Source organism: Candidatus Levibacter sp. Uisw_134_01 (assembly GCF_047717795.1).
GTDB lineage: Bacteria > Pseudomonadota > Alphaproteobacteria > Puniceispirillales > Marisalimonadaceae > Marisalimonas.
Window position 1 is genome coordinate 182258 of the sequence record NZ_CP159808.1, and the last position, 23991, is coordinate 206248.

At 32.7% G+C, this 23991-nt stretch carries 23 protein-coding genes; 12 read left to right on the plus strand and 11 right to left on the minus strand.

The annotated features are described in order from the left end of the window. Positions 1–9: 9 nt before the first annotated feature. Genes ABXT66_RS00950 through ABXT66_RS00960 form a run of 3 tightly spaced genes read left to right on the plus strand, consistent with a single transcriptional unit; the run spans position 10 to position 3779 of the window. A complete protein-coding gene (locus ABXT66_RS00950) occupies positions 10–300 on the plus strand; it encodes a sarcosine oxidase subunit delta (RefSeq protein WP_443643796.1) in 291 nt (96 codons plus the stop codon). Then, the gene (locus tag ABXT66_RS00955; RefSeq protein ID WP_443643797.1) at positions 293–3235 is read left to right on the plus strand and encodes a sarcosine oxidase subunit alpha family protein; all 2943 of its coding nucleotides are present in this window, start codon (positions 293–295) and stop codon (positions 3233–3235) included. The genes ABXT66_RS00950 and ABXT66_RS00955 overlap by 8 nt, the downstream gene beginning before the upstream one ends. Beyond that, positions 3228–3779, plus strand: a complete 552-nt coding sequence (locus tag ABXT66_RS00960) for a hypothetical protein (protein WP_443643798.1) — start codon at positions 3228–3230, stop codon at positions 3777–3779. Before ABXT66_RS00955 ends, ABXT66_RS00960 begins: the two co-directional genes overlap by 8 nt. Positions 3780–3788: 9 nt before the next feature. Here the strand turns inward: ABXT66_RS00960 and ABXT66_RS00965 are convergent, their stop codons facing one another. Genes ABXT66_RS00965 through dctP form a run of 3 tightly spaced genes read right to left on the minus strand, consistent with a single transcriptional unit; the run spans position 3789 to position 6850 of the window. Further along, on the minus strand, positions 3789–5198 hold the full coding sequence (locus ABXT66_RS00965; protein ID WP_443643799.1) for a TRAP transporter large permease: 1410 nt from the start codon (positions 5196–5198) through the stop codon (positions 3789–3791). Position 5199: 1 nt separating this feature from the next. Next, complete coding sequence (locus ABXT66_RS00970) at positions 5200–5766, minus strand: TRAP transporter small permease subunit (protein WP_443643800.1); 567 nt, start codon at positions 5764–5766, stop codon at positions 5200–5202. A 58-nt stretch (positions 5767–5824) separates the two neighbouring features. Beyond that, complete coding sequence (gene dctP / locus ABXT66_RS00975; protein ID WP_443643801.1) at positions 5825–6850, minus strand: TRAP transporter substrate-binding protein DctP; 1026 nt, start codon at positions 6848–6850, stop codon at positions 5825–5827. A 195-nt stretch (positions 6851–7045) separates the two neighbouring features. Here dctP and ABXT66_RS00980 point away from each other — a divergent pair, with 195 nt between their 5' ends. Continuing rightward, the gene (locus ABXT66_RS00980; RefSeq protein ID WP_443643802.1) at positions 7046–8056 is read left to right on the plus strand and encodes an Ldh family oxidoreductase; all 1011 of its coding nucleotides are present in this window, start codon (positions 7046–7048) and stop codon (positions 8054–8056) included. Positions 8057–8068: 12 nt separating this feature from the next. On the opposite strand, the gene ABXT66_RS00985 is transcribed toward ABXT66_RS00980, so the two are convergent. The 4 genes from ABXT66_RS00985 to ABXT66_RS01000 are packed head-to-tail and all read right to left on the minus strand — an operon-like array spanning position 8069 to position 11191. Continuing rightward, positions 8069–8296 (minus strand): hypothetical protein, encoded by a 228-nt coding sequence (locus ABXT66_RS00985; RefSeq protein WP_443643803.1) that lies wholly within the window; start codon positions 8294–8296, stop codon positions 8069–8071. 2 nt (positions 8297–8298) lie between these two features. Continuing rightward, positions 8299–9615 carry a TRAP transporter large permease gene (locus ABXT66_RS00990; RefSeq protein WP_443643804.1) on the minus strand — a complete coding sequence of 439 codons (1317 nt, stop codon included), beginning with the start codon at positions 9613–9615 and terminating at the stop codon, positions 8299–8301. A 5-nt stretch (positions 9616–9620) separates the two neighbouring features. Next, positions 9621–10148 (minus strand): TRAP transporter small permease, encoded by a 528-nt coding sequence (locus ABXT66_RS00995; RefSeq protein ID WP_443643805.1) that lies wholly within the window; start codon positions 10146–10148, stop codon positions 9621–9623. A gap of 8 nt (positions 10149–10156) precedes the next feature. Next, positions 10157–11191, minus strand: coding sequence for a TRAP transporter substrate-binding protein (locus ABXT66_RS01000; RefSeq protein ID WP_443643806.1), 1035 nt, complete (start codon positions 11189–11191; stop codon positions 10157–10159). A 184-nt stretch (positions 11192–11375) separates the two neighbouring features. Here ABXT66_RS01000 and ABXT66_RS01005 point away from each other — a divergent pair, with 184 nt between their 5' ends. From ABXT66_RS01005 to ABXT66_RS01030, 6 genes are read left to right on the plus strand one after another with little or no spacing between them, the layout of a single operon-like run. Further along, complete coding sequence (locus ABXT66_RS01005) at positions 11376–12347, plus strand: VOC family protein (protein ID WP_443643807.1); 972 nt, start codon at positions 11376–11378, stop codon at positions 12345–12347. 39 nt (positions 12348–12386) lie between these two features. After that, positions 12387–13850, plus strand: coding sequence for a bifunctional 3-(3-hydroxy-phenyl)propionate/3-hydroxycinnamic acid hydroxylase (locus ABXT66_RS01010; protein WP_443643808.1), 1464 nt, complete (start codon positions 12387–12389; stop codon positions 13848–13850). A 15-nt stretch (positions 13851–13865) separates the two neighbouring features. Then, entirely contained in the window at positions 13866–14648 is a 783-nt protein-coding gene (locus tag ABXT66_RS01015; RefSeq protein ID WP_443643809.1) for a helix-turn-helix domain-containing protein, read from the plus strand. 5 nt (positions 14649–14653) lie between these two features. Then, positions 14654–15493, plus strand: a complete 840-nt coding sequence (locus ABXT66_RS01020; protein WP_443643810.1) for a VOC family protein — start codon at positions 14654–14656, stop codon at positions 15491–15493. A 14-nt stretch (positions 15494–15507) separates the two neighbouring features. Further along, positions 15508–16365: a fumarylacetoacetate hydrolase family protein gene (locus ABXT66_RS01025; protein WP_443643811.1), complete on the plus strand. Its 858-nt coding sequence runs from the start codon at positions 15508–15510 to the stop codon at positions 16363–16365. Between the two features lie 27 nt (positions 16366–16392). Continuing rightward, a complete protein-coding gene (locus ABXT66_RS01030) occupies positions 16393–17085 on the plus strand; it encodes a DUF445 domain-containing protein (protein WP_443643812.1) in 693 nt (230 codons plus the stop codon). A 44-nt stretch (positions 17086–17129) separates the two neighbouring features. Here ABXT66_RS01030 and ABXT66_RS01035 read toward each other — a convergent pair whose 3' ends face one another. Beyond that, the gene (locus ABXT66_RS01035) at positions 17130–17834 is read right to left on the minus strand and encodes an SDR family oxidoreductase (protein WP_443643813.1); all 705 of its coding nucleotides are present in this window, start codon (positions 17832–17834) and stop codon (positions 17130–17132) included. A gap of 97 nt (positions 17835–17931) precedes the next feature. On the opposite strand from ABXT66_RS01035, the gene ABXT66_RS01040 reads away from it, so the two are divergent. Next, positions 17932–18624 (plus strand): alanyl-tRNA editing protein, encoded by a 693-nt coding sequence (locus ABXT66_RS01040; RefSeq protein WP_443643814.1) that lies wholly within the window; start codon positions 17932–17934, stop codon positions 18622–18624. Positions 18625–18627: 3 nt separating this feature from the next. On the opposite strand, the gene ABXT66_RS01045 is transcribed toward ABXT66_RS01040, so the two are convergent. Beyond that, entirely contained in the window at positions 18628–19455 is an 828-nt protein-coding gene (locus ABXT66_RS01045; RefSeq protein ID WP_443643815.1) for a methyltransferase domain-containing protein, read from the minus strand. A 21-nt stretch (positions 19456–19476) separates the two neighbouring features. Further along, positions 19477–21072: a GMC family oxidoreductase gene (locus tag ABXT66_RS01050; RefSeq protein ID WP_443643816.1), complete on the minus strand. Its 1596-nt coding sequence runs from the start codon at positions 21070–21072 to the stop codon at positions 19477–19479. Between the two features lie 140 nt (positions 21073–21212). On the opposite strand from ABXT66_RS01050, the gene ABXT66_RS01055 reads away from it, so the two are divergent. Next, positions 21213–21818, plus strand: coding sequence for a YjbE family putative metal transport protein (locus tag ABXT66_RS01055; protein WP_443643817.1), 606 nt, complete (start codon positions 21213–21215; stop codon positions 21816–21818). An 11-nt stretch (positions 21819–21829) separates the two neighbouring features. On the opposite strand, the gene ABXT66_RS01060 is transcribed toward ABXT66_RS01055, so the two are convergent. Beyond that, positions 21830–23866, minus strand: a complete 2037-nt coding sequence (locus tag ABXT66_RS01060) for a TRAP transporter large permease subunit (RefSeq protein ID WP_443643818.1) — start codon at positions 23864–23866, stop codon at positions 21830–21832. Positions 23867–23991: the final 125 nt, after the last annotated feature.

A 23991-nucleotide genomic window follows, 5' to 3' on the forward strand; every position in this document is an offset into this window, starting at 1 on the left:
TAGAATTCAATGATTATTGATCATCCGTTATTAGGTCCAAGGGACATCAGTGAATTTATTTATTTAGGTGATGCATCTTTATTAAATAGACCTAAATGGGATGCTGAAGATGCAGAACATAGTTTCTATGAATACCTTTATTTAAGAAAAAATGTTGCAGGTGTTCATAAAGAACTTTGGTTTCATCAACAAGGAGATAGATCATGGCTTGTTATTTCAAGAAATACTTTAACTCATGAAATTACAAAAGTTGATCTTGTGGGAAACCATTCTAAAAATATGGAAATTTTAAATGACTAGTTTTGACAGAATCAACTCTAGTTCAATCGACACACAAAAAGAGCTTAACTTCATATTTAATGGTAAAAAATATACAGGTTTTCAAGGTGACACACTTGCATCAGCTTTAATTGCAAACGGCATAAAACTGATTGCAAGATCATTCAAATACCATCGACCAAGGGGAATAATTTCCTGTGGTTCACAAGAACCTAATGGATTAGTTGAATTAATACATAAAGATTTTAGAGAACCAAATACAAAAGCAACTACTATAGAGTTATATGAGGGACTAGAGGCTAAAAGCCAAAATTGCTGGCCATCCTTAAAGTATGATTTTATGTCTTTAAATGACAGATTTTCAAAATTTATTGGTGCAGGTTTTTATTATAAGACTTTTATGTGGCCGGCCTCTTTTTGGGAAAAAATCTATGAGCCACTAATTAGAAAAGCTGCTGGTTTAGGCAAGCTATCATACAACAAAAATGAAAGAATTTCTGAAAAAGGTTTTTTACATTGTGATCTTTTAGTTATTGGATCAGGTCCTTCAGGTTTGGTCTCCGCTTATTTAGCTGGTTTATCAGGAGCAAAAGTTATTTTAGTTGAAGAAGATTTTATTTTTGGAGGCAATTTAAATAACGAAGCTTCCGATATTTCTAAAACTGCTGCTCAAAAATATCTACGTTCTCTATTAAAAGACATTATGAAAATGCCTAATGTTAGATGTATGAGCAGAACTTGTGTTATAGGTATGTTTGATCATGGTATTTTTGGAGCATTAGAAAAGCTAAATCAAAGTAAAATAGATCAAATATTCTGGAAAATAAAATCAAAAAAGGCTCTTTTATGCACCGGAGCCCTAGAGAGATTCATTCCATTTCAAAATAATGATAGGCCAGGCATTATGTTGTCTGCATCAATTCGAAGTTACTTAAATAGATGGGGAATAAATAATTATAAAGACGTTTTGTTGTTTACAAATAATAATGATGCTTACCTAACAGCTAGTAATTTAATTTCCTCTGGGGTTAATGTTGTCGGGGTAGTAGATACAAGAGATAAACCTAAAATTTTTGATTCTAGAATTAAAGTGTTTCAAGGTTCTCAAGTTATAAACACGCGAGGAAAATTAGAACTTAAGGGTGTTGATATACAAAATAAAGAGGGTAAAATTTCTTTTGTGAAATGTAATGTTTTAGGGGTGTCAGGTGGTTGGAATCCTAATATTCAAATCAGTTGTCATACAGGTGTAAAACCCGAGTGGGACAAAAAAATTTCAGCTTTTATTCCTGGTAAAAATAATGTTTCTACACATTTAAAGGCAGTTGGATCAGCAAATGGAAAATTTACTTTAAGTGAATGTATATTGTCAGCCGAAAAAGCTGTTTTAGAAATACTTAATGATTTAAATTTTAAGTCAAAAAAACATAAGATTCCAAACGTAGTTCAAGAAAATATTGATATAGACCCATTTTGGTATGTTCAATTTGGTTCTGAGAGAAAATGGGTTGATTTACAAAATGACGTGACTGTAAAAGATATAGAAATTGCCTATAAAGAAAACTTTAGATCAGTTGAGCATTTGAAAAGATATACAACCTTAGGTATGGGGACTGATCAAGGAAAAACGTCAAATGTAACTGGCCTTGCTATATTAGCCTCATTATCAAAGAAATCCATTCCTGAAGTTGGGACAACAGTATTTAGACCTCCTTACGTCCCAGTATCACTCGATACTTTAGTTGGACATGCTCATGATAAAAACTTCAAACCTGCAAGACTGACTCCATCGCATAATTGGGCTCAAGAAAATGGAGCTAGTTTTACAGAAAGTGGTTTATGGTTGAGAGCCGAGTGGTATGCAAAAAAAAATGAGAAAAACTGGAGAACAACAGTTGATAGAGAAGTAAATGCTGTAAGAAACTCTGTAGGGTTTTGTGACGTATCTACTCTTGGAAAAATAGATATCCAAGGAACGGACGCTCTAAGTTTTATCAATAAAATTTACTGTAACGGTTTTGCTAAACTACCTGTTGGTAAAGTTAGGTATGGTTTAATGCTTAGAGAAGACGGTTTAGTTATGGATGATGGAACTACTGCGAGGATTAGTGAAAATCATTTTATCATGACAACTACTACAGTTAACGCTGAGAGTGTGTATAGGCACTTAGAATTTTGTCATCAATGTCTATGGCCTGAATTGGATGTGCAACTAATATCTACAACCGATGCGTGGGCTCAAATTGCTATTGCGGGCCCAAATTCTAGAAAAATAATTTCTAAAATTATTGATCCAGAATATGATGTTTCTAACGAAAAATTTCCTTTTATGGCATGTGCGGATATTACAATTTGCAAAGGTGTTCGAGCACGTCTTTTTAGAATTTCATTTTCTGGTGAACTGGCTTATGAACTGTCAGTTCCAACTCAATATGCGTATTCACTTGTTTCTTATCTGATGGAAATAGGTGTAGAAGAAAATATTACACCTTATGGCACTGAAGCCCTTGGTGTTATGAGAATAGAAAAAGGTCATGCTGCTGGACCAGAATTAAATGGAACAACTTCTGCATTAAACTTAAATATGGATAAAATGGTATCTCCTAAAAAAGATAGTATAGGAATGGTATTATCAAAAAGAGAAGGTTTGAATAAACTAGATGCGCTTAAACTTGTTGGCTTGAAACCTATAAAAACAGATAATCAAATAGTTTCTGGATCACATATTTTTAATTTACAGGATAAAATAAAACCTGAAAATGACCTTGGCTATGTTACTTCTTCTTGTTACTCACCTACTGTGAAATCTTATATTGCTCTAGCATTTTTAAAAAATGGAAGTAACCGATACGGAGATAAAGTTAAAATCAGCAACCCATTATTGAAAAAAGAATCTTATGCAGAGGTTTGTAATCCAGTTTTTTTAGATCCAACTGGAGATAAATTACGTGAATAAAAATTTATTATTGAAACCTAATTTATACAGATCTGAAGTTTTGATGGTTAATGATAAGCTTAAATTAACGGTGGATAAATCTAGAAATATATTTTCTTTAAATGAGAATAAAGACGAAACTAATAAATTTAATCGTATATTCAAGAAATTTTTTGGTTTCACTGTTCCCGAAATTGCAAAATTTAAATTAAATGAAAATTCTATTGCTTTATGGTCACGAACCAAAAGTTATATTATACTAACTGATTTTAATTTAGATGATTTAACTTCTAACTTTGATGGTTTAGCTTCTATTACAGATCAAACTGGTGGTTGGTTGTCATTTAAAATAAGTGGAAAAGGTTCTATACTTCTATTTGAGAAACTGATTACTATTAATTTGGAAAATTTTAATGAAGGTAATGTAATCAGGACATCTGTAAGTAAGATAAACTGCTTTGTATTATGTAAGAAAAAAGCTGAAACCTATTATATTATCTGCCCTATATCATTTTATATATCAATGTCAGAAAGATTAAGGAGTTTAATTTCATTAATTAATTGAATAAAATTTTTAAGACATCATTAAGTCTGGAAGCCATGTGATAACTTGTGGAAATAACACAAGACCCAAAATTGTTAATATATCTGCGATGAAGAATAAAGTGACACCTTTGAATACCTCTGTTACTGGTATGTCTTTTCTTACACCTGCGACTACGAAGCAATTTAAACCAATAGGAGGTGTGATTAGGCACACTTCAGCCATTTTAACTACAATTATTCCAAACCAGACACTAACTTGATTAAAATTCATACCAAATGCACTATCCGCAACAGTTACATCTGGGCCACCATTCAACAGCATTACAGCAGGATATACTACCGGAAGTGTAAGCAACAATAGTCCTATGGCATCAATAAACATTCCTAGAATAACGTATCCAAGCAGTATTAATAAAAGTGTTATATATGGATCAAAAGGTAGAGCTATAATCCAGTTTGCAAAGGTTTCAGGCAAACCTGAGAAGCCTAAAAACCTTACAAAAATTAAAACGCCCCAGATAATAGAAAATATCATAGCTACTAATTTAGCAGTTTCAATTAAAGCTGTTTTAAGTGCTGAAACTTTTACTCTATTATAAACTGCCATTACTAGGACCACAAAAGCACCTAACGAACCTGCTTCAGTTGGGGTTGCCCAACCTGCATATATTGCGCTTATAATCACAGAAATTACAACGGCAATTGGTATTATACCTGGCAATGTTTTTAACTTTTCATTAAGTGTATATTTTCTTGATCGTGGTGCTAATTTTGGATTCTTTTTTGCCCACATAATAATAATTAATGCATAAATAATAGCTGAAAATACACCTGGTAAAAAGCCAGCTAATAATAATGCGCCAACAGACTCTTCTACAATAATAGCATAAATAATTAAGATTGCTGATGGTGGAATTAATGAGGCCAAAGTTCCTCCAGCAGCTACAACACCAGCGGCGAGCTTTTTATCATAACCCTCCTTAAGCATCTCAGGAATTGCAATTCGTGAAAAAACAGCTGCAGTAGCTGTAGAAGCTCCAGAAACAGCAGCAAATCCAGCCGTCGAAAAAACAGTTGCAACTGCAAGGCCACCTGGAACAAATCCTACCCAAGCTCTAGCGGCTTCAAATAGTTTTCTTGTTATTCCAGCTTGGTAAGCTAAAAACCCAATCAAAATAAATATAGGTAGCAATCCGAGAACAAAAGTAACTGATTTTGAATATGGTATTGCCCCAATATTACCTAAAGCAGGGCCAACACCAATTAACTCAACAAGCCCTATCATCCCTGCAATGCTAGCTGCAATTACAACTCTTACACCACTGAAAACTAAAATTAGTAAAATTACTGTGCAAATTATTCCCACGGTTGAAGGGTCATTATATCCAATACCAAAAAAACCTTCTGGCTGTCCTTGAAGTAATTTTTCAAAATTCATATTATTCTCTTATTGAATTAATTTCGTCGTTAGCTAATTCTTCTGGTGTTTTAATGATAGGAACATACATGGGTTCACTATCAACATTAATTGCTAATTTAAAATAGCCAACAAGTTCCAAAAAAAGTCTTAAAAACCATATTGTAAAACCAAGCGGAACTAAAATTTTGGCAGGCCAGGTTGGAAACAAATAATCCATCGTGCTATCTCCGATTACATAAGCATCAATAGCAAATAAACTACTATAATATATTAAAATCCCTACAACTATGAATGCACAAAAAGTTGCGACTAATTCAACTATCCATTTAATGCGCCCTTTTAAGTTTGCTACAAGGAGTTCCATGCGAATATGAGAATCCATTCTTTGAGCGAATGCAACGCCTAGAAATGCAAAAATTGAAATTGATAATTCTGATAGTTCTAAAAAAGCAGGCCAAGGATAACCTACAACTCTGGATATTATTTGTATGGATGTTAAAATCATTACTATAAAAATTGAAATACCTACAAATAATACCAAAAAGTCTTCTACGGCAATTAGTTTTTTATTGAAAAAATTTAACAATTTTTAACCTTTTCTTAGACATGTGTGCGATAAACGCACACATGTTAATAAGTATATATTATTTATAATTTAGAATGACATCTAATACTGCTTGAGCATCAAATTGATCCTTATTAGCAGCAACCCATTCATCCTGAATTGGTTTACCTGCCTTTGATTTAAATTGATCAAGCGTCTTTTTATCATATCTTATTTCTTTGAATTTCTTTTTCCAAATAGGTAAATACTTATCATCAGCTTTTTTATAAGCAGCTTTTAATGAATCCAGAGCTTCTCCACGAAGACTGTTCAATAGATTTTGATACTGTTTTGGAAGTTTATTATAAGCTTTCAAGTTCATAACATATGGACAATCTGAAGTTCCTGGTGATAAATTCGCAGTGTACCAATCCGCGACCTCGTTAATTTTATAAGCTGCATGGGCGTACGTAAATGGAAATGAAACTGCATCAACTGCGCCCCTGGCAATAAGTGTATAAGTTTCTGGTGCAGGAACTGACATTTTTGTAGCTCCTAAACGAACCATTGCTGTTCCAACACCACCGCCGGCTCTTACCCTCATTCCTTTAAAGTCAGTAAGTTTTAGTGGTGGCTTTCCTTTACCCATAAATTCATATTGAGGTAAATTAGATGTCATGAAATAAATTCCATTAAACTTAGCTGCTTCAGCCTTTAAAATAGGATGGTCATAGACAGCTTGTCTAATTTTAGCATCTCTTTCAAAACTATTCCCAAGCGGTAAAAATGGAAGAGTTAGAACCATTAAGGCTGGATTTTTCTTTGGATGATAAAAATTACAAACAGTAGCCATTTCAAATGAGTTGGCTTTTAAGCCGTCCCAATTTTCTCTTGATTTGGCCAATTGACCACCATAAAATATTTTTAAGTTAAATTTACCATTTGTTTCTTCACTAAGTCTTTTGGATAATGTCTCTGCACCTTCAGTGAATGCACGTCTTTTCCCCCATAAACTATATTTCCAAAAAACACTTGGGCCGTCAACACTAGCAAGAACAAGGTTTGCTAAAAAATTAGACATTAGTACCATTACAAAAACGGCAATAATTCTTTTAATATTAAACATTTATTTTCTCCTGATTAATTTTCATTAATTAATTAAATATATATTTGTCCCTACATTAATCGATTTAAAATAAATTAGCCAAACTTATATAGTTAACAGATTAATCAAAATGAAATTTTTAATTAATTGCATTTTGATAGATAAAAAAAAATAAAGAGTTTATTATTGTTTTAATAAATATTAGGGAAATATGTTATGAGCTCCAAAAAAATTGAAACACAAAAAATTAGTTTAACTGAAATCCAAGAGTTAGTTACTAATATTTTTCTTAAACAAGGCTGTAATCAAGAAAATGCAATTGCTTTAGCTAATACTATTACTAAAGCTGAAGAAGATGGTTCTAGTTCACATGGTTTGTTTCGATTGCCTGGTTATGTAGCATCTTTAAAATCTGGCAAAGTTAATGGTCACGCTTCTCCAAAGGTAATTAATAAAACACCTGTAATATTAAAATGTGACGCAGATAATGGTTTTGCGTCAACCTCTCATGAGGTTGCATTACCTCTGCTTGCAGAATCAGCAAAAAAAAATGGAATATCTGTTTTAAGTATTACAGGTTGTTACCATTTTGCAGCTTTATGGCCAGAGACAGAATTCCTTGCAAAAAATAATTTAGTTGGTTTTGCTTGTACAGCATTTAAGCCATCTGTTGCTCCAGCAGGAGCAAAAGAACCTTTTTTTGGAACTAACCCCATTTCAATGGCATGGCCTAAGAAGAATGATCACCCAGTTGTTTTTGATATGGCAACGGCTACTATGGCTAAAGGTGAGGTTATGATAGCTGCAAGAGACGGACATATGCTTCCCGATGGAGTAGGTCTTGGAGAAAATGGTCAACCTTCAAATGATCCAAAGGATATTTTAAAAGGTGTTTTATTACCTTTTGGAGGTTATAAAGGGTCAGCTATCTCCATGATGGTTGAATTATTTGCTGCAGGTTTGACTGGGGATGCTTTTTCCTATGAGGCCCAAGAAAATGATAATAATGATGGAGGCCCTCCAAAGGGAGGGGAATTTATTATGGCTATCAATCCAGAAATCATTGCAGAATCTAATTGGGAAGATCATTGCGATGATTTTTTTCAAAAACTTTCAGCAATTAAAGGGGTGCGGCTTCCTGGGTCGCGGAGACATAAAAATAGAAATTCTGATCAGTATCGCTTTATAAATGAAGAATTATTAATCAAAGTCAAATCATATCTTTAATAAGTCTAATACTTAACCTTCTTCCTTTTTGATATTATCTAAAAATAATTTAACGTCTTCAAGTTTGTCGTCTGGTAAATCTTTATAGCTTGATCCATAATGATTTTTAATTTTTAATGCTACATGAGCGTATGGATTTCTCCCATTTGGATGATTTGGATGATTAGGTAATTTATTTATTAGATAATCCCCAGTTAGTTGAATTAAACGCCATAGATTTTTTCTGTTTTCATCATTCATTTTTAGAAAATTCTTAAAAGAAATAATGTAATTCCTGGGAAAGAAAAAAGAAGAATAACTCTAAAAATATCACTTATTAAAAAAGGTAAAACACCCTTAAATGTCTCTGAAATACTAACATCTCCAGCAAGTTTGTTTATAATAAAAACATTTAATCCAACTGGAGGAGTTATTAGTCCCACTTCAACAACAATCAATGTTAATATTCCAAACCAAATAGCAGTTTCTTCTGGTGTCATCCCAAAATCTAATGTCATAATTAAAGGGAAAAAAACAGGAATAGTTAAAAGTATCATAGCCAAGCTATCCATCAAGCAACCTAAAAACAAATAAAGAATTAGAATGCATGCCACTATTAACAAAGGTGATAGGTTATTATTTAGAGCAATGTTGCCTAGTTCGTTTGGAAGTTGGGTTAAGGCTATGAAGGAGTTAAAAAACTCTGCGCCTAATAATACAAGAAATATCATCGCGGAAGTGATGGCTGTATTTTCGATGACTTCTATTAAATCAGAAAATTTAAAGCTTTTATTTAAGGCAGCAATTAGACCTGTGCCGCCGGCTCCAATTGCACCTCCCTCAGTTGGCGTAAACCATCCCAAATAAATACCACCAATCATCACAACAAAAATTAAAATGATTTGCCAAATATTTTTAAATAATAAAAATCGTTCTTTCCAGCCAACTCTATTTTTTGTTGGTCCAGAGCCTTTAACAAACCTTACATAAAGTGCTATTGCTAATATGTAACCTAAAGCAGCTAAAATACCAGGAACGAAAGCTGCCAAAAACATTTTAGCAATATTTTGTTCTGTCAAAATTGAGTATATTATTAAAATAACTGATGGAGGTATTAATATACCCAACGTGCCTCCAGCAGCCAAAGTTCCTGTGCTTAAAGCACCAGAATATCCAAGGCGTCTTAGTTCTGGTAATGCAACTTTCCCCATAGTAGCTGCAGTTGCTAATGAAGATCCACAAATTGCTCCAAACCCTGCACAAGCGCCTATAGCTGCCATGGCTACCCCGCCTTTACGGTGCCCTAAACAAGCTCCAGTAAATTTAAATAACGCTTCGCTCATGCCGGCTTTCCCAGCAAAATTTCCCATTAACAAAAAAAGGGGTATCACAGAAAGTGAATAATTTGAAAAAAGATGCCATGCACTTGTTTTAACTTGAGATAAAATCGGGAGCCATCCAGCAATCAAAATAGTGCCCGAACAGCCAACAATTAGCATGGATAGGCCAATAGGAACTCTCAAAGCTAACATAGAAAATAATATTGGAAACGCTAATATGCCAAGGGTAAATTTATCCATATAAATTAATTACCCACAATATTAAAAATCTTAATTATAAAAGTATAAAAGCAACAAATAGTTAAAAGAAAGAAAGAAGCAATTACTGGTAAGAAAGGTATCCAAATAGGAAATGCCAAAAGCATAGTTTCTTCTTGATAAACGAACATATCCCTAGCGCCCAAAACCATACGAAAGCTAAAAAAAAGTGCTGTTAATCCAAAAATTAGAGAACTTAAGGCATCTAAAAAGTAAATTTTATTTTTGGATAATTTTGCTGTTATAAAGTCGACTATTACATTTCCATTTTTCAAGTAACAAAGCGGTAAGAAAGATCCAATAGCAACAGCACATGCTATCTCTACTAATTCAAAATCACCTAAAATAGGAGATGAAAAAACAACACGTCCAAAAATTGAAAATATACTAATCAAGGCAGCTATTAAAAGAACTAAACCGCCAAAAATAGCAAAAAATCTAGATATGTTATTTAAAATACGCCCAAATTGATTATCTGGACGTATTTTTATATTATTAAACTTATTAAAAAACATATTATTTATTAATATGTTTTCTCATATTTTGCTATTAATGATTTTGCTGTGTCATATAGTTTTTGTCCATCAAGGCCTTTGCTATTTGCTTTTTTAATCCAATCTTGAATGACTTCATTTCCAGCTTTTTTAATTTCTGCTACTGGTGCTCCAGACAATACATGAAATTCTCCGCCAGCTTTAACAGCTAGACTTTTTGCAGGACCTTCAAATCCATCCCATAAAATACCGGCTTGCTTAGCTAAAGACATACCTGCATTATTATCAATAATTTTTTTATGAGCATTAGATAGTGAATTATATTTTGCTTTATTCATAATAAATAGAAAAGGAGTGGTATATAATCCTCTATTTCCAGCTATATTAGTATGAGATTTAGTAAGTTCTTGAAGTTTAAAAGAAGGCATTATCTCCCAAGGCACAACCATTCCGTCAATAACTCCTTTTGATAAAGAAGGTGCAACTTTTGGTACTGGCATACCAACAGGTGTGGCTCCTAATTTTTTCAAAAGATTAGTTGCTGAACGTGTTGGTCCTCTGAGTTTAAGCCCTTTAAAATCAGCAACAGATTTTATGAGTGTTTTTTTAGTATGTATCATTCCAGGAGCATGGACATGCACTGCTAAAATTTTATAATCTTTTAAATCCTCTGCGCCAGCAGTCTCAACAAATTCTTGAACTGCTTGAGCGGTTATTTTTGCGCTCGTAGGCATAAAAGGGAGTTCAAATACAGATAATCTTGGAAATCTACCAGGAGTATATCCAGCGACTGTCCATGCTAAATCAACAACTCCTTCACGAACTTGATCAACCAGTTGTGGTGGTTTGCCTCCAAGTTGCATGGACGGATACATCTCTGTTATAATTTCTCCATTACTTTCCTTAGTTACTTTGTCAGCCCAAGGTTTTACAAATTTAGCGTTAGAGTTTGCTGGCATTGGGACAAAGGTATGAAACTTCAATGTCACTTTATCAGCTGAAGCACTAAATGATAAACCAGCACTGATAATAGTGGTGGCCAATAATCCTAGTATTTTATTCATTAATATTCCTCCAGATTAAGTTTATTATTGTAAATAAATCATTAACTACAAATTTATATAAATCAAACTCTATTTTAATAAAATATAAATAATATTCTCATTATACGATAAAATTTATATTTAAATATTGTTTTATTATTAATATGATGCATAATTGGTTTTATTTGATTTAAGGTATAATTAAATGGCTATAAATGCATTAAGTTATATAGGGGTAAATTCAGACAAACTAGACGATTGGTATAATTTTGCAGTTAAACATCTTGGTATGCAGAAAATTGATAATAGTTCAAAATCTTTATCCTTTAAAATGGATAATCAAAAACAAAGGTTTTCTATTTCTGGTGAACCTGGTGATGCACTAGCTTTTCTTGGCTGGGAAGTTGAAACAAAATCTGATCTTCAAATTTATGCAAATAGATTAGATAAAATTAATATATTAGTTAAAGAGGGTAATAGAAATTTAACTGATAAAAGATTTGTTAACGAATTAATATATTTTGACGATCCGGCTGGTAACAGAATTGAACTAGTTTATAAACCTCATTTGGATAAAGATCCATTTGTTTCAGGAAGACCAATATCAGGGTTTAAAACTGATGTTTGTGGTTTAGGCCACGCTGTATTACATGTTTCCAGTATTGAAGGTTTAATACCTTTTTATAGGGATACCTTAGACTTTAAAATTAGTGATTATAGCTTTAATCCAATATCATTATGTTTTTTTCATGTGAATGGAAGACATCATAGCTTTGCTATGATTGGAACTGGTCAACAAGGATTTCACCATTTTATGGTTGAATATCAAAATCTGGATGATATTGGCCAAGGTTATGATCTTCTTCAATTTAAAGAAAATGCTATTGCCTATACATTAGGAAGGCACACCAACGATTATATGACTTCATTTTATGCTCATACTCCGTCAGGGTTTTTTGTAGAAAATGGTTGGGGTGGTAGAATTATTGACCCAAGCACCTGGGTTCCCCATGAAACAAATGAGGGTCCAAGCTTTTGGGGTCATGAAAGATTATATCTTCCAGATGTTGAAAGATTAAAATTTAGAAAAAAACGTCTTGAAACGGCCGAACAAGGAAAGCAATCTCCTATGATTATAGATTGTCCGTGGCTTTACCAAAACGTTAAAAATAAATAAATATCATTAATATGAAGTTAAAAATGGACCGTGTTTAACATGAATAATTTAGATTTTGATATTGTAATTGTTGGATTAGGTCCAACTGGTGGTACTTTGGCAAATTTATTAGCTATGAATAATGTTTCCGTTCTAATTTTAGAAAAAGAGGGAAATATATACAATCTTCCTCGTGCAGTACATTTTGATGATGAGATAATGCGAGTTTTTCAAACTATTGGAATTACTAAAAGCCTATCCAAAAAATTAATTATTAATAAGGGTACAAAGTTTATAGATGATAATGGTGAATTATTATTGGATTGGCCAAGACCTAAGAAAATTACAGAAAATGGATGGTATCCAAGTTATCGTTTTCATCAACCAGATTTAGAGAGAAGCTTAAGACATAATTTAAAAAAATATAAAAATGCTACTATAGTTCAAAATGCCGAAGTTTATAAAACTATCAACAAAAAAGATTATGTAGAGGTGAATTATAAAAATACTAAAACTAATAAAATTCATTCTTTAAAATCAAAATATTTAATTGGCTGTGATGGTGCAAATTCATTTCTAAGGAATGAAATTAATTCAGAAATGGAACATTTAGGTTTTGAGCAACGTTGGGCTGTTATTGATGTGATTTTAAAAAGAAAAAAAATGAGCCTCCCAGACAGAACTATTCAATATTGCAGTCAATCTCGGCCAGCAACTTATTGTAGAAATGTAGGCAGGAGACGAAGGTGGGAAATAGCGTTAAAGGACGATGAACGCGCGGATACTTTCTTTGAAGAAAAAACACTTTGGAAATTTTTGAGTCGATGGATTGTTCCAGATGAAGCTAAGGTTGAAAGAAAGACCATATATACTTTTCAATCTGCAATAGCGAAACAATGGAGAAAAGGACGTATTTTTTTAGTAGGGGATGCCGCTCACCTAACACCTCCTTTTATGGGGCAAGGCATGTGTGCGGGGATTAGAGATGCATCAAATTTGGCGTGGAAGATTACTATGTGCTGCAATAAAGGTCATAATGACAAGTTACTTGATACTTATCAGTCAGAAAGATCTTCTAACGTAAGAGACTATATAAAAACAGCAATGAAAATGGGAGAATTACTGAATTCAATTGGCGGGTCTGACGTTTCTGACACTGTTTTCATTCAACCTGATGGATCAATAAAGATGAACACTATTAAACCTAAGCTTGGAAAAGGATTAGGAATTTCAAAAGATCCTAATAGAGGAAAAATATTTCCTTCTTTAAAAAATGAATTCGGAAAAGATATTGATTTTTTATATTCAAGTGAACCTATATTAATCACTAATAGAAAAATAGATAAAAATAATTTTGATATTAAAATTTTTGATAATATAGATATTCCTAAAGTTGAGACGATACTAAAAAAATTTAAAAGTGATGCATTAATAATTCGTCCTGACAGATTTATTTTTGCCAGTACCAATGAAAAAGATTTAGTGAATTTTTCAGAGTCATGTCTCAGTCAAATTAATAATTGAGAAGGTTTTTCTTAAATGTCTGGTTTTGAAAGATTTAATAAAATTTTAAATCTATTTTCAGAAAAAAGAAGTTCTCTGACAGTAGCTGAAATTTCAGAAGAGTTGAAAATACCTTCAAGCACTATTTACAGAACAGTTCGCGAAATGGTTTTAGCAGATTTTCTGGAGAGTGCAGCGGGTTCTTATTTTAGACTAGGTCAAGCATTTATTAAATTTAATCGTATTATTAATTTATCAGACCCATTAATTCAAGCAGGTGAACCATTTCTTGAAAAACTAGCAAATGAAAATCCAATACCTAGCACAAATATATTAGCAAGGCTTTTTGGTGATAAAGTGATGTGTATTTCTGATTTCAAATATCCATCATTTAAGAATAATACAAGCTATCAAAAAGGTAGATTAATGCCATTACTCTATGGTGCAACTTCTAGAGCAATTATTATGCAAATAAAAGGGAAGCGTTTGTATGATATTTTAAATCTTGAAGGTTTAAAGGACAATAAACAACAAGAAATATTTATAAGAGGCTTGGATAAAGATAGAAAAAAAGGTTTTTGTAAGACACAAGGTCAAGTTGACAGAGGATTAATTGGTTTTGCCATTTCAATAAATAATAAAAAATTAGGGATTGAAGCTTCATTGAGCTCAATATTTAACTCTAGCGATTATCGTCCTGAGCATGAACCAACTATATATGCCAATCTGTCAAGCTACGTAATATTAATTGAGAGATATATAAATAAAATATTTTTTGAAATTGAGGCTTATCATAATAATGATTTAAATAAGGATTAAAAGTAATGTTAACGGCTGTTCAAGCAGATTTGTATCTGCACCATCTTGAAATACAAAGTAATAACCCTCTTGGTCTAGCAAAGTTTTATTCAAGTGTCATGAGTATGCAATTAAATAAAGTAAATAACAAAAAGATTATATGTAATGGGCCATCAAGAAAGATTATTATATCACAAGGAAATAACAGAACTTTAAGTCATGTAGGTATGGTCTGTAGAAGTAAAAATAACCTTGCTAGATTTAAAAGTTTTCTAATTCAGAATCAAGTTCAAGTAAAAGAATTTGATTCAGAAATTTATAAAACTGGATCTTTTTCTATTTTAGATCCTGATGATAATAAAATATGTTTTGGTATTTTAAGTGATAATGAAAAGTTATTATTTGATGGTATAAATGGTCCATTACAACACGTAACTTTTTCTTCGTTTAACGTAGAAGCTTTTCAAGAATTTTATGAAAAAAAACTTGGTTTTCAAGTAACTGACAGAGTTGTAAAAATAGATGGTACACTTGCTACATGCTTCATAACGTCTAATCATGAGCATCATACAATAGCATGTTTTAAGTCAGCTAAAAAAGGTATGGATCATCATTCATATGAAGCGGGTGAATGGGATCATATAAAAACTTGGTGCGATCACTTTGCCTCACATGATATACAACTTATGTGGGGTCCTGGTAGACATGGGCCAGGAAATAACTTATTTGTTTTTATTGAAGATGCTGATGGAAACTGGATTGAAATTTCAGCTGAATTAGAGACGGTTCATGGCCGGCCGATAAAAAACTGGCCTCAAACTGAAAGAACCCTTAATTTATGGGGCAAGGCTATTATGAGATCATAAGAAAAGGAAATAAAATGAAATTAGTTAGTTTTAGTAGATTAGGCAAAGCCAGATTTGGAGCTGTTGTTAAAGACGGTGTGATTGACTTGACTGGTAAACTTGACCCAGATGTTAATACAATTAAAGAATTAATATCACTTCATATGGAAGATCAAGCAGAGGAATTTATTGCAGGCAAAAACAAAGATTTATCATTTTCAGATATTATATTTTTACCAGTTATTCCAGATCCTGAAAAAATTATGTGTGTTGGTTTAAATTATGTTGAACATAAAAAAGAAACTGGTCGACCAGATGTAGATAATCCAACAATATTTACAAGATTTGCAAACTCTCAAGTTGCCCACATGCAGCCTATGATTAAACCTGATAATTCAGATCGTTTTGATTACGAAGCAGAAATGGCAATAATTATTGGAAAAGGCGGAAGATTCATATCTGAGGATGAGGCTTTAAGTCATATAGCAGGCTATGCATGTTATAATGACGGCAGTATTAGAAATTATCAAAGACATACATCGCAATACACACCAGGTAAGACGTTTCCAGGTACAGGTGGTTTTGGGCCTTATATGGTTACACCAAGCGAAGTAGGGGATTATAGAAAATTACCAATTGAACTTAGATTAAACGGAAACATAATGCAAAAGGCAACGCTCGCAGACCTTATATTTCCAATACCAAGGTTAATCAGTTATATATCTGAATTTACGGCATTGTCTTCTGGTGATGTAATTGTTACTGGTACACCTGGTGGAGTAGGTGATAAAAGAAATCCTCCAGTGTATATGGTTCCGGGTGATATTGTTGAGGTTGATATTGGAATGTTAGGTGTATTAAGAAATCCAATAATTGCAGCGCCAAAGTTATAATTTTAAATATCTTAGGTGAATATTAATATGAACAAATCTTTAATTACAAACTTAGTTTCGTTGTTGATAATCTCGATTGGCCTTTTTTATAAAGATCAATATTCGTTTATTCTTATGACAGGTGTATTTGCATTATCAGGTAGTGTTACTAACTGGATTGCAGTACATATGTTATTTGATAAAGTCCCTTTTTTATATGGGTCAGGTGTAATACTTGATAGGTTTGAAGATATTAAACTAGGCTTAAAAAATCTAATACTGCAAGAACTGTTTTCAGAAGATCAGATAAAAAAGTTTCTATTAGAAAATAAGAATGGTGTTTCTGAAAAGCTTATTGAAAAAATAGACTTTGATAGGGTGTTTCTTGGTTTAGTAGAGGCTATTGAAAGTTCACAATTAGGTGGTATGCTAGCGATGGTTGGTGGAAGAAAGGCCTTAGATCCTTTAAAAGAGCCTGTTGTTAAAAAGCTGAGAATTATTATTGACGAATTTATTCATGAAAATGGTAAAAATGATCAGGCTAACAATTCTTCAGAAAGCTTGATCAAAAAAATTGAAAATATTTTAGATTCAAGGTTAGCTGATTTAACCCCCAAAGATATTAAAGATATTATTCAAAGAATGATAAAAGAACACTTAGGTTGGCTTGTTGTATGGGGAGGTTTTTTTGGTGGGCTATTAGGTTTTATTTTAAGTCCAGTCGCATTAAACTTAATATAGTAAATTGAAGAAGAGTGACTTGTTTTCACTCTTCTTCTTTAATTTTAAGATATTAACCAACCACCATCAATATCAATAGTAGTCCCAGTTATAAATTCATTTTCTATTGCAAAAATTATTCCTTGAGCTACTTCGTCAGGTGTTCCTGCTCGTGGAATTAAGTTGCTGTTAGTTGTGTTTTTATAGAATTCGTCTCTTTCTTTTCCCTGAAGTGGGCTCATGGGAGTATCTATTATTCCAGGAGAAACTATATTAATCCTTTTTGGAGCTATTTCTGGTGCAATGCCGCGAGCAAATGCTTCAACTGCGCCACCCACTGATGAAATTGCAATTTGCCCTGGACGACATTTTCTTGCTGGAGAACCACTCACTAAAACTATATTACCATCATCTTTTAAGAATTTGGTGCCATATCTTACTACGTTGGTATATCCCCATAATTTATCAAATGAAGCCTTGTAGCCATCTAAGTCCATAGAAAGAAACGGTCCAACAGCTCTTGAACCGCCAGTTGCTGAGTTAACTAAAATATCAAATTCACCTTGATCTTGAAAAAATTTTTCAATTGCTTCTCTATCTAAAACATTAAGTTTATATGTATTTACATTTTTTGGGAGATTTCCCAATTTTTCAGGGTTTCGGCTAATTGCAACGACATGAGCGCCTTTGTCAGATAACATCTGGGTTGCCGAAAGACCTATTCCAGAAGTGCCTCCAAAAACAATAGCCTTTTTACCATTAATATTCATGTTTGTTTTATCCTTTAAAATTATGTGTAATTATTTTTTTATAACATTTTGTTTTGAGATTTGTTACTAAAGTTTAAGTTATATTAATGGAGATGAAATGACAATCGAGTTATTTAGGAACAATTCATATTTAAAAGAACATAGTTCAAAAGTAGTAAAGATTTTACCTGAAGGGTTAGTTTTTGATGAAACAATTTTTTACCCAGAAGGTGGAGGACAACCGGGGGACGAAGGTGAATTAAATTTAGGAAATAAGACTATAAATATAATTGGGACAAAATATATTAATCGTGAATTAGTTCATTTAACTGAAAAATATGATCAATTAAAAGAAGGCGATAATATAAAAATTATTTTAGATTGGACTAAAAGGTATAGTTATATGCAAGTTCATACCTGTCTTCATTTATTATGCTCTTTAATACCCTATCCAGTAACAGGAGGTTCAATAGGCTATAAAAGAGGAAGATTAGATTTTGACCTTGAAACAAAACCTAATAAAGAAGAACTATTAGATAAATTAAATCAATTAATTCTAAAAAATTATGACGTTAGTATTTCTTCAATAAAAGATTCTGAGTTAGATGACAATCCGGACTTAGTTAGAACTATGTCTGTTAAACCACCAAGGGGATCCGGAGAAATTAGAATGATCTGTATTGGAGATAATGTTGATTATCAGCCCTGTGGAGGAACTCATGTAAATCGAACTTCAGAAATTCCTTCTGTAAGTTCGATTAAAATAGAAAATAAAGGCAAAATGAACAAAAGAATAATTGTTAATCTATAAGTATTATTGTTTTTTACAAACCACCTCAAAGGGCAAGGTCCTATTTTCTTTTATAGATTTCATAGAATTCACTGATCGTTCTTTCATGCTTTCTCCACCAATAACATGAATACCTAAAATGGGTTTTTCTTTTTTTGGGGAAGGATTAGTTAGCTTTTCATAACCTGAAATATATTTATCGCCTGTTTCAATAATTTCAATATTTGAAAAGCCTACTTTTTTTAATAAAAACATTGTTTCTTTAGGTGGTAATAAAAAACTCATTTTTTCAGTGTCTGCCCATGGTAACGGGAATATAGGATTTCCTTTTACACCTAAGCCATGTTCAGTAAAAGCAAAGAACCCACCTTTTTTTAGAACTCTAAAAGCTTCAGAAAAGAATTTTTCTCTCTCAGAAATATTCATTGTAACGTGTTGAGAGTAAGCACCATCAAAAGTTTCATTTTGAAAATCTAAAATTTCGCCATTTCCAACTTTGAGTTCAACTTTATTTGACATTGAAGTGATTTTATTAAATTCATTGCCTATTTCAACAAAGCTTGGGGTGATATCAATTCCCGTAATAATACATTCAAATTCTTTTGCGTAATATCTAGCTGGCCCCCCAAGGCCGCAGCCAATATCTAAGATACTTTGATTTTTTTTAATAGGCATCCTATTGCCAAGGTCAACAGTGGCAGCTATTCCTCGTGCGTGATATTGGTCTATGGGAAATAATTCTTCAATTTCCAGCTTTTTATCAACTAAATTAGCTTTTGTCATAGCTAAATGGACTCTAGAGTGTATATCACCTCTAGTCCAAAATACTTCTACATCTTCTTCATTAACCATTTAGAAATAAACCATCTTTTTTTAACCGTTAATGATGAAATCTGCGCAGCGTTCTCCAATCATCATACAAACCGCATTAGTATTTCCAGAAACTAACGTCGGCATAATAGATGCATCTGCAACGCGAAGTCCTTTAATTCCATGTACCTTTAAGTTTTTATCAACTACAGCATTTTGATCAAAACCCATTTTACAAGTTCCAGAGGGATGATAAAGAGTTTCAGCCTTATTTTTAATGAAATCTAATATATGATCATCAGAAGAAAACTCGTACCCAGGCTGTATTTCTTTATCACAAAACTCTTTCATTGCTTCTGATTGCATCAGTTTCCTAATTAATTTAACTCCAGCTATAAGTGTATCTTTGTCTAACTGGTTAGATAGAAAATTATACTTAATACTTGGGTATTCTTCAGGGTTAGTGGATTTAATATGAATGCTTCCCTTACTTTCAGGTAAGTTTTGATTGACTGTACATGTAATTCCTGGTTCTTTGCCTAATGTTCTTTTCCCATTATTTAAAACTACTTTGTATGGAATAAAATGTACTTGAATATCTGGCACGGCCAATTCTTTTCTAGTTTTAAAAAAACCAATGACTGGTGCTGATGGAAGGGTTAAAAAACCATCTCTTTGGAATACATATTTAAATACTTGCTTGATTAAATTAACGCCTCTGGCTTTGTCATTATATGCTATGCCTGGTTTTGTAATATTATAAACCAATCTAGGTCCAAGATGATCTCTTAAATTTTCTCCCACACCTTTTAGTTCATGAATTAGTTCAATTCCTTTACTTTCTAAAATTGAACGATCACCAATGCCTGACAATTCTAAAACTTGAGGGGAATTAATTGCTCCTCCGCATAAAATAACTTCTTTAGCGGCGCTATATTGTATTATTTTATTTTTATTTTTAACCTCTGCCCCAACACATTGCTTGCCGTCAAATAATAATTTTGTTACCAGCGAATTAGTGATAATGGTTAGGTTTTTTCTCGATTTAATTGGTGATAAATATGCTACCTTTGCACTCATTCTCTCACCTTTGTAAATTGTCGTTTGTGTGTAACTGATGCCTTCTTGATCATCACCATTATAATCTTTGTTAACTGGAATGTTGTTTTCTTGAGCTGCTTTAAATAAACCATCATATATTGGATTTCTATCGGTTACTTCAGAAACTTTAAGAGGGCCGTCTCCTCCTCTTATTTCTGAAAGTTCGCCTTGGTAATTTTCCATTTTCTTAAAAAAAGGCAAAACGTCATCGTATGACCAGCCAGTATTGCCCATTTGAGCCCATGTGTCATAATCTAACTTATTACCTCTAACATATACCAAGCCATTTATAGCACTTGACCCTCCAAGTAATTTTCCTCTTGGTATAGGTATTTCTCTGTCTCCTGTGCTCTCTTCTGGTTCAGATCTATACCTCCAATTTGCTAGTGGATTATCAATTAAGAGAGCAAAACTTGCAGGAAGTCTTGTTACTGGATGAGATGCTCTACCAGCTTCTATTAATAAAACATTATTTTGAGGGTTTTTAGATAATCTATTTGCTACAGCGCAACCGGCTGAACCAGCTCCAACTATAATATAGTCATAATTATTACTCATTTTTTTCCCTTGTTTCTAGATGACCATATTAGACATTTATATTTCATGATCAAATTAAAAAGGAATTAAATTTAGTTGTTCAGCTAATTGATAAATAAATTAAACAGTGTTAAGAAATATCAAATTTAAGGAAAATAAATTTGTTAGAGTTATTTTTAGATGTATCACAAATAATAATAGCCGATATTGTATTATCAGGTGACAATGCGCTTATTATTGGAATGGCGGCTGCAACAGTTCCAGAGAAAAATAGAAAAAAAGTAATTTTTATTGGTTTAATGGCTGCTGCAATTTTACGTATTTTATTTGCTTTAGTTGCTTCTTATTTAATAAGTGTTCCAGGACTGTTATTATTAGGTGGCCTTCTTTTATTTTGGGTATGCTGGAATTTTTATAAAGATATTAAAGAATTCTCGTCTGAAAAAAAGGATGATCATACTTCTGGAGTTGACTTGTCTGGCAAAGGTATGAAAGCTGCCTTAACAACTATTATTATAGCTGATGTTTCTATGTCTTTAGATAATGTTATAGCTATAACAGCCATAGCCAGAGATAATAAAACTCTATTAATATTAGGTATTGCTTTTGCTATATTAATAATGGCGGTATTTGCAACCGCCATCGTTAAGTTATTGATAAGATTTAAATGGTTATCTTACTTGGGCTTAGCGTTTCTAATCTACTTGTCAGCTACTATGACTTTTGACGGTTGGCTACAGCTTGCACCATTTATAGTTATTGCTTAAAAATTCTTTTTTTATCCAGATAACATCTTAGGAAACCACAGAGCTATATCTGGAATAAACAATACTAACATCATGCCAATTATCTGTAATCCAATGAAAGGCAATACAGCCATAAAGATTTCTTGTAACTCTATCTCAGGAGGAGCTACAGATTTTAACCAAAAACATGCTGGGCCAAAAGGTGGAGACAAGAAATAAATTTGTATATTCATAACAAACAATACACCAAACCATACAGCTGCCCAAGCAGGGTCTAATCCAAGTTCAGGAGCCATGCCGACAACGACTGGCGCAAATACTGGAACTGTTATAAAAGCAATTGCTATCCATTCCATAAATGTACCTAATATAACTAATATAAGCATCATTAAAGCAACAACGGCTAATGGTGAAAGACCAAGTCCGGTGAATAAAGATCTCATAAAATCTGCACCACCAATTAGGTTATATATGCCAACAAAAGCTACAGCACCTAATATTAGCCAGACTATTGTTCCAACAGTCGACATTGTTCCTGCAAGAGCTTTTTGCAAAAGGTTCCAGCTAAAAGAGTTTCTAACGAAAGCCACAATAATTGCTCCAACAACACCAACTGCTGCAGCTTCAGTAACAGACGCTATTCCAGCATAAATGGATCCCATCACACAAAAGATTAAAAATACACACATCATTACAGCGGATTTTTTCTCTTTATTTAATTTCATTTCTTTTCCACGAGCTGCAGCTACTTCTTCAGCGTTAGGGGCAAGAGACGGATTTATATAACATCTGATAAGAGTAAAAATAGCATAAAAAGTAGCGAGCATTAGACCTGGGACAGCACCAGCCATAAAGAGGTCGCCAATCGCAACATTTGCTGATAAACCATATACGATCATAATAATACTTGGAGGAATAAGAGTAGCCAATGCACCTGATGCACACACAACGCCAATAGCCAATTTTCTATTATATCCGAGACGCATCATTTGAGGAAGTGCTACTAATCCAAGCATAACAATCTCTCCACCCATAACACCTGACATTGCAGCAAGAATAACAGCAACAACAATTGTTTGAATTGCAACACCACCACGAAGTTTACCTGCAAAAATTTGCATAGCATCAAAAAGATCTTCAGCTACTCCAGCTTTTTCTAATATAGAAGCCATTAAAACGAACAATGGAACGGCTATAAGAGGATAAGCCTCTAAGAGCCCAAACGCATTTGTTGAAACTAGATATAATCCATTAAACCCAAAATAGAATAGTGCACTTAATATAGATACAAATAATGTTACAATCCCAAGAGGCATCCCAGTCGTCATCAATAAAATCATTAGCCCAACTATAAGTATACTTGCCCATTTAATGCCTATATCTCTTATATCTATATATTTAGTTGGCTCTAAATAAGCTGCTATAGAGCTAAGATGCTCGTTGATTGCTATAACCCCCTTTAACTCAAAGGCATGTTCAAAAAATACTAAGATTATTCTGAAAATAATAAAAGCGGCAATGCCAGAAATTATATTTTTTGCTACTTTAGAGTCAAAATGTCTGTAAAGGTTTACCAAAAGTTGAGTTAAATATACTATAGCTCCTACAACTAACATTGTTTTTAGTATTAGAGGTTGGGGTGAATTCCAAGCAGTGCCAGCTCTTTCAACCATCATTACGGATTCTATTGCTCTTACAAGAGTATCATCAACAAACATCCACAAGGCTATTACACCTATTACATAAGCAAAAAGGTCCAAATACCATTGTTTAGCTTTATCTACCATGATGTAAATAACAGTAATTCCAATATGCCGTTTATGAAGTGTGATGTAACCTGCAGACAACATCCATGCAGATGCGCACAAAACCATTACAGCTTCAAAAGCCCATTGTGTTGGTGCATCAAAGACATATCGTGATATTACTTCATAACATGTTATTAATGCGCAAAGAAGATATAGCTGGGAGACAGCTAGTCCTAAAAATTTACTGATGTGATCTACAAAATTAAGTTTATCAACAGTAGGAGGAAAAGTATCCGAATTTAAAGGTTTGTTAATGTCCATTATTTCCCCCGAAATTAATTAAATATGGATGATACTCTAATATTTTAAAAATTAGGTAAAGGAAAAAATTATATTGTTTCGATTTTAAATATTTTTTTAGAAATTAGTTGATATGTATAAAGTTT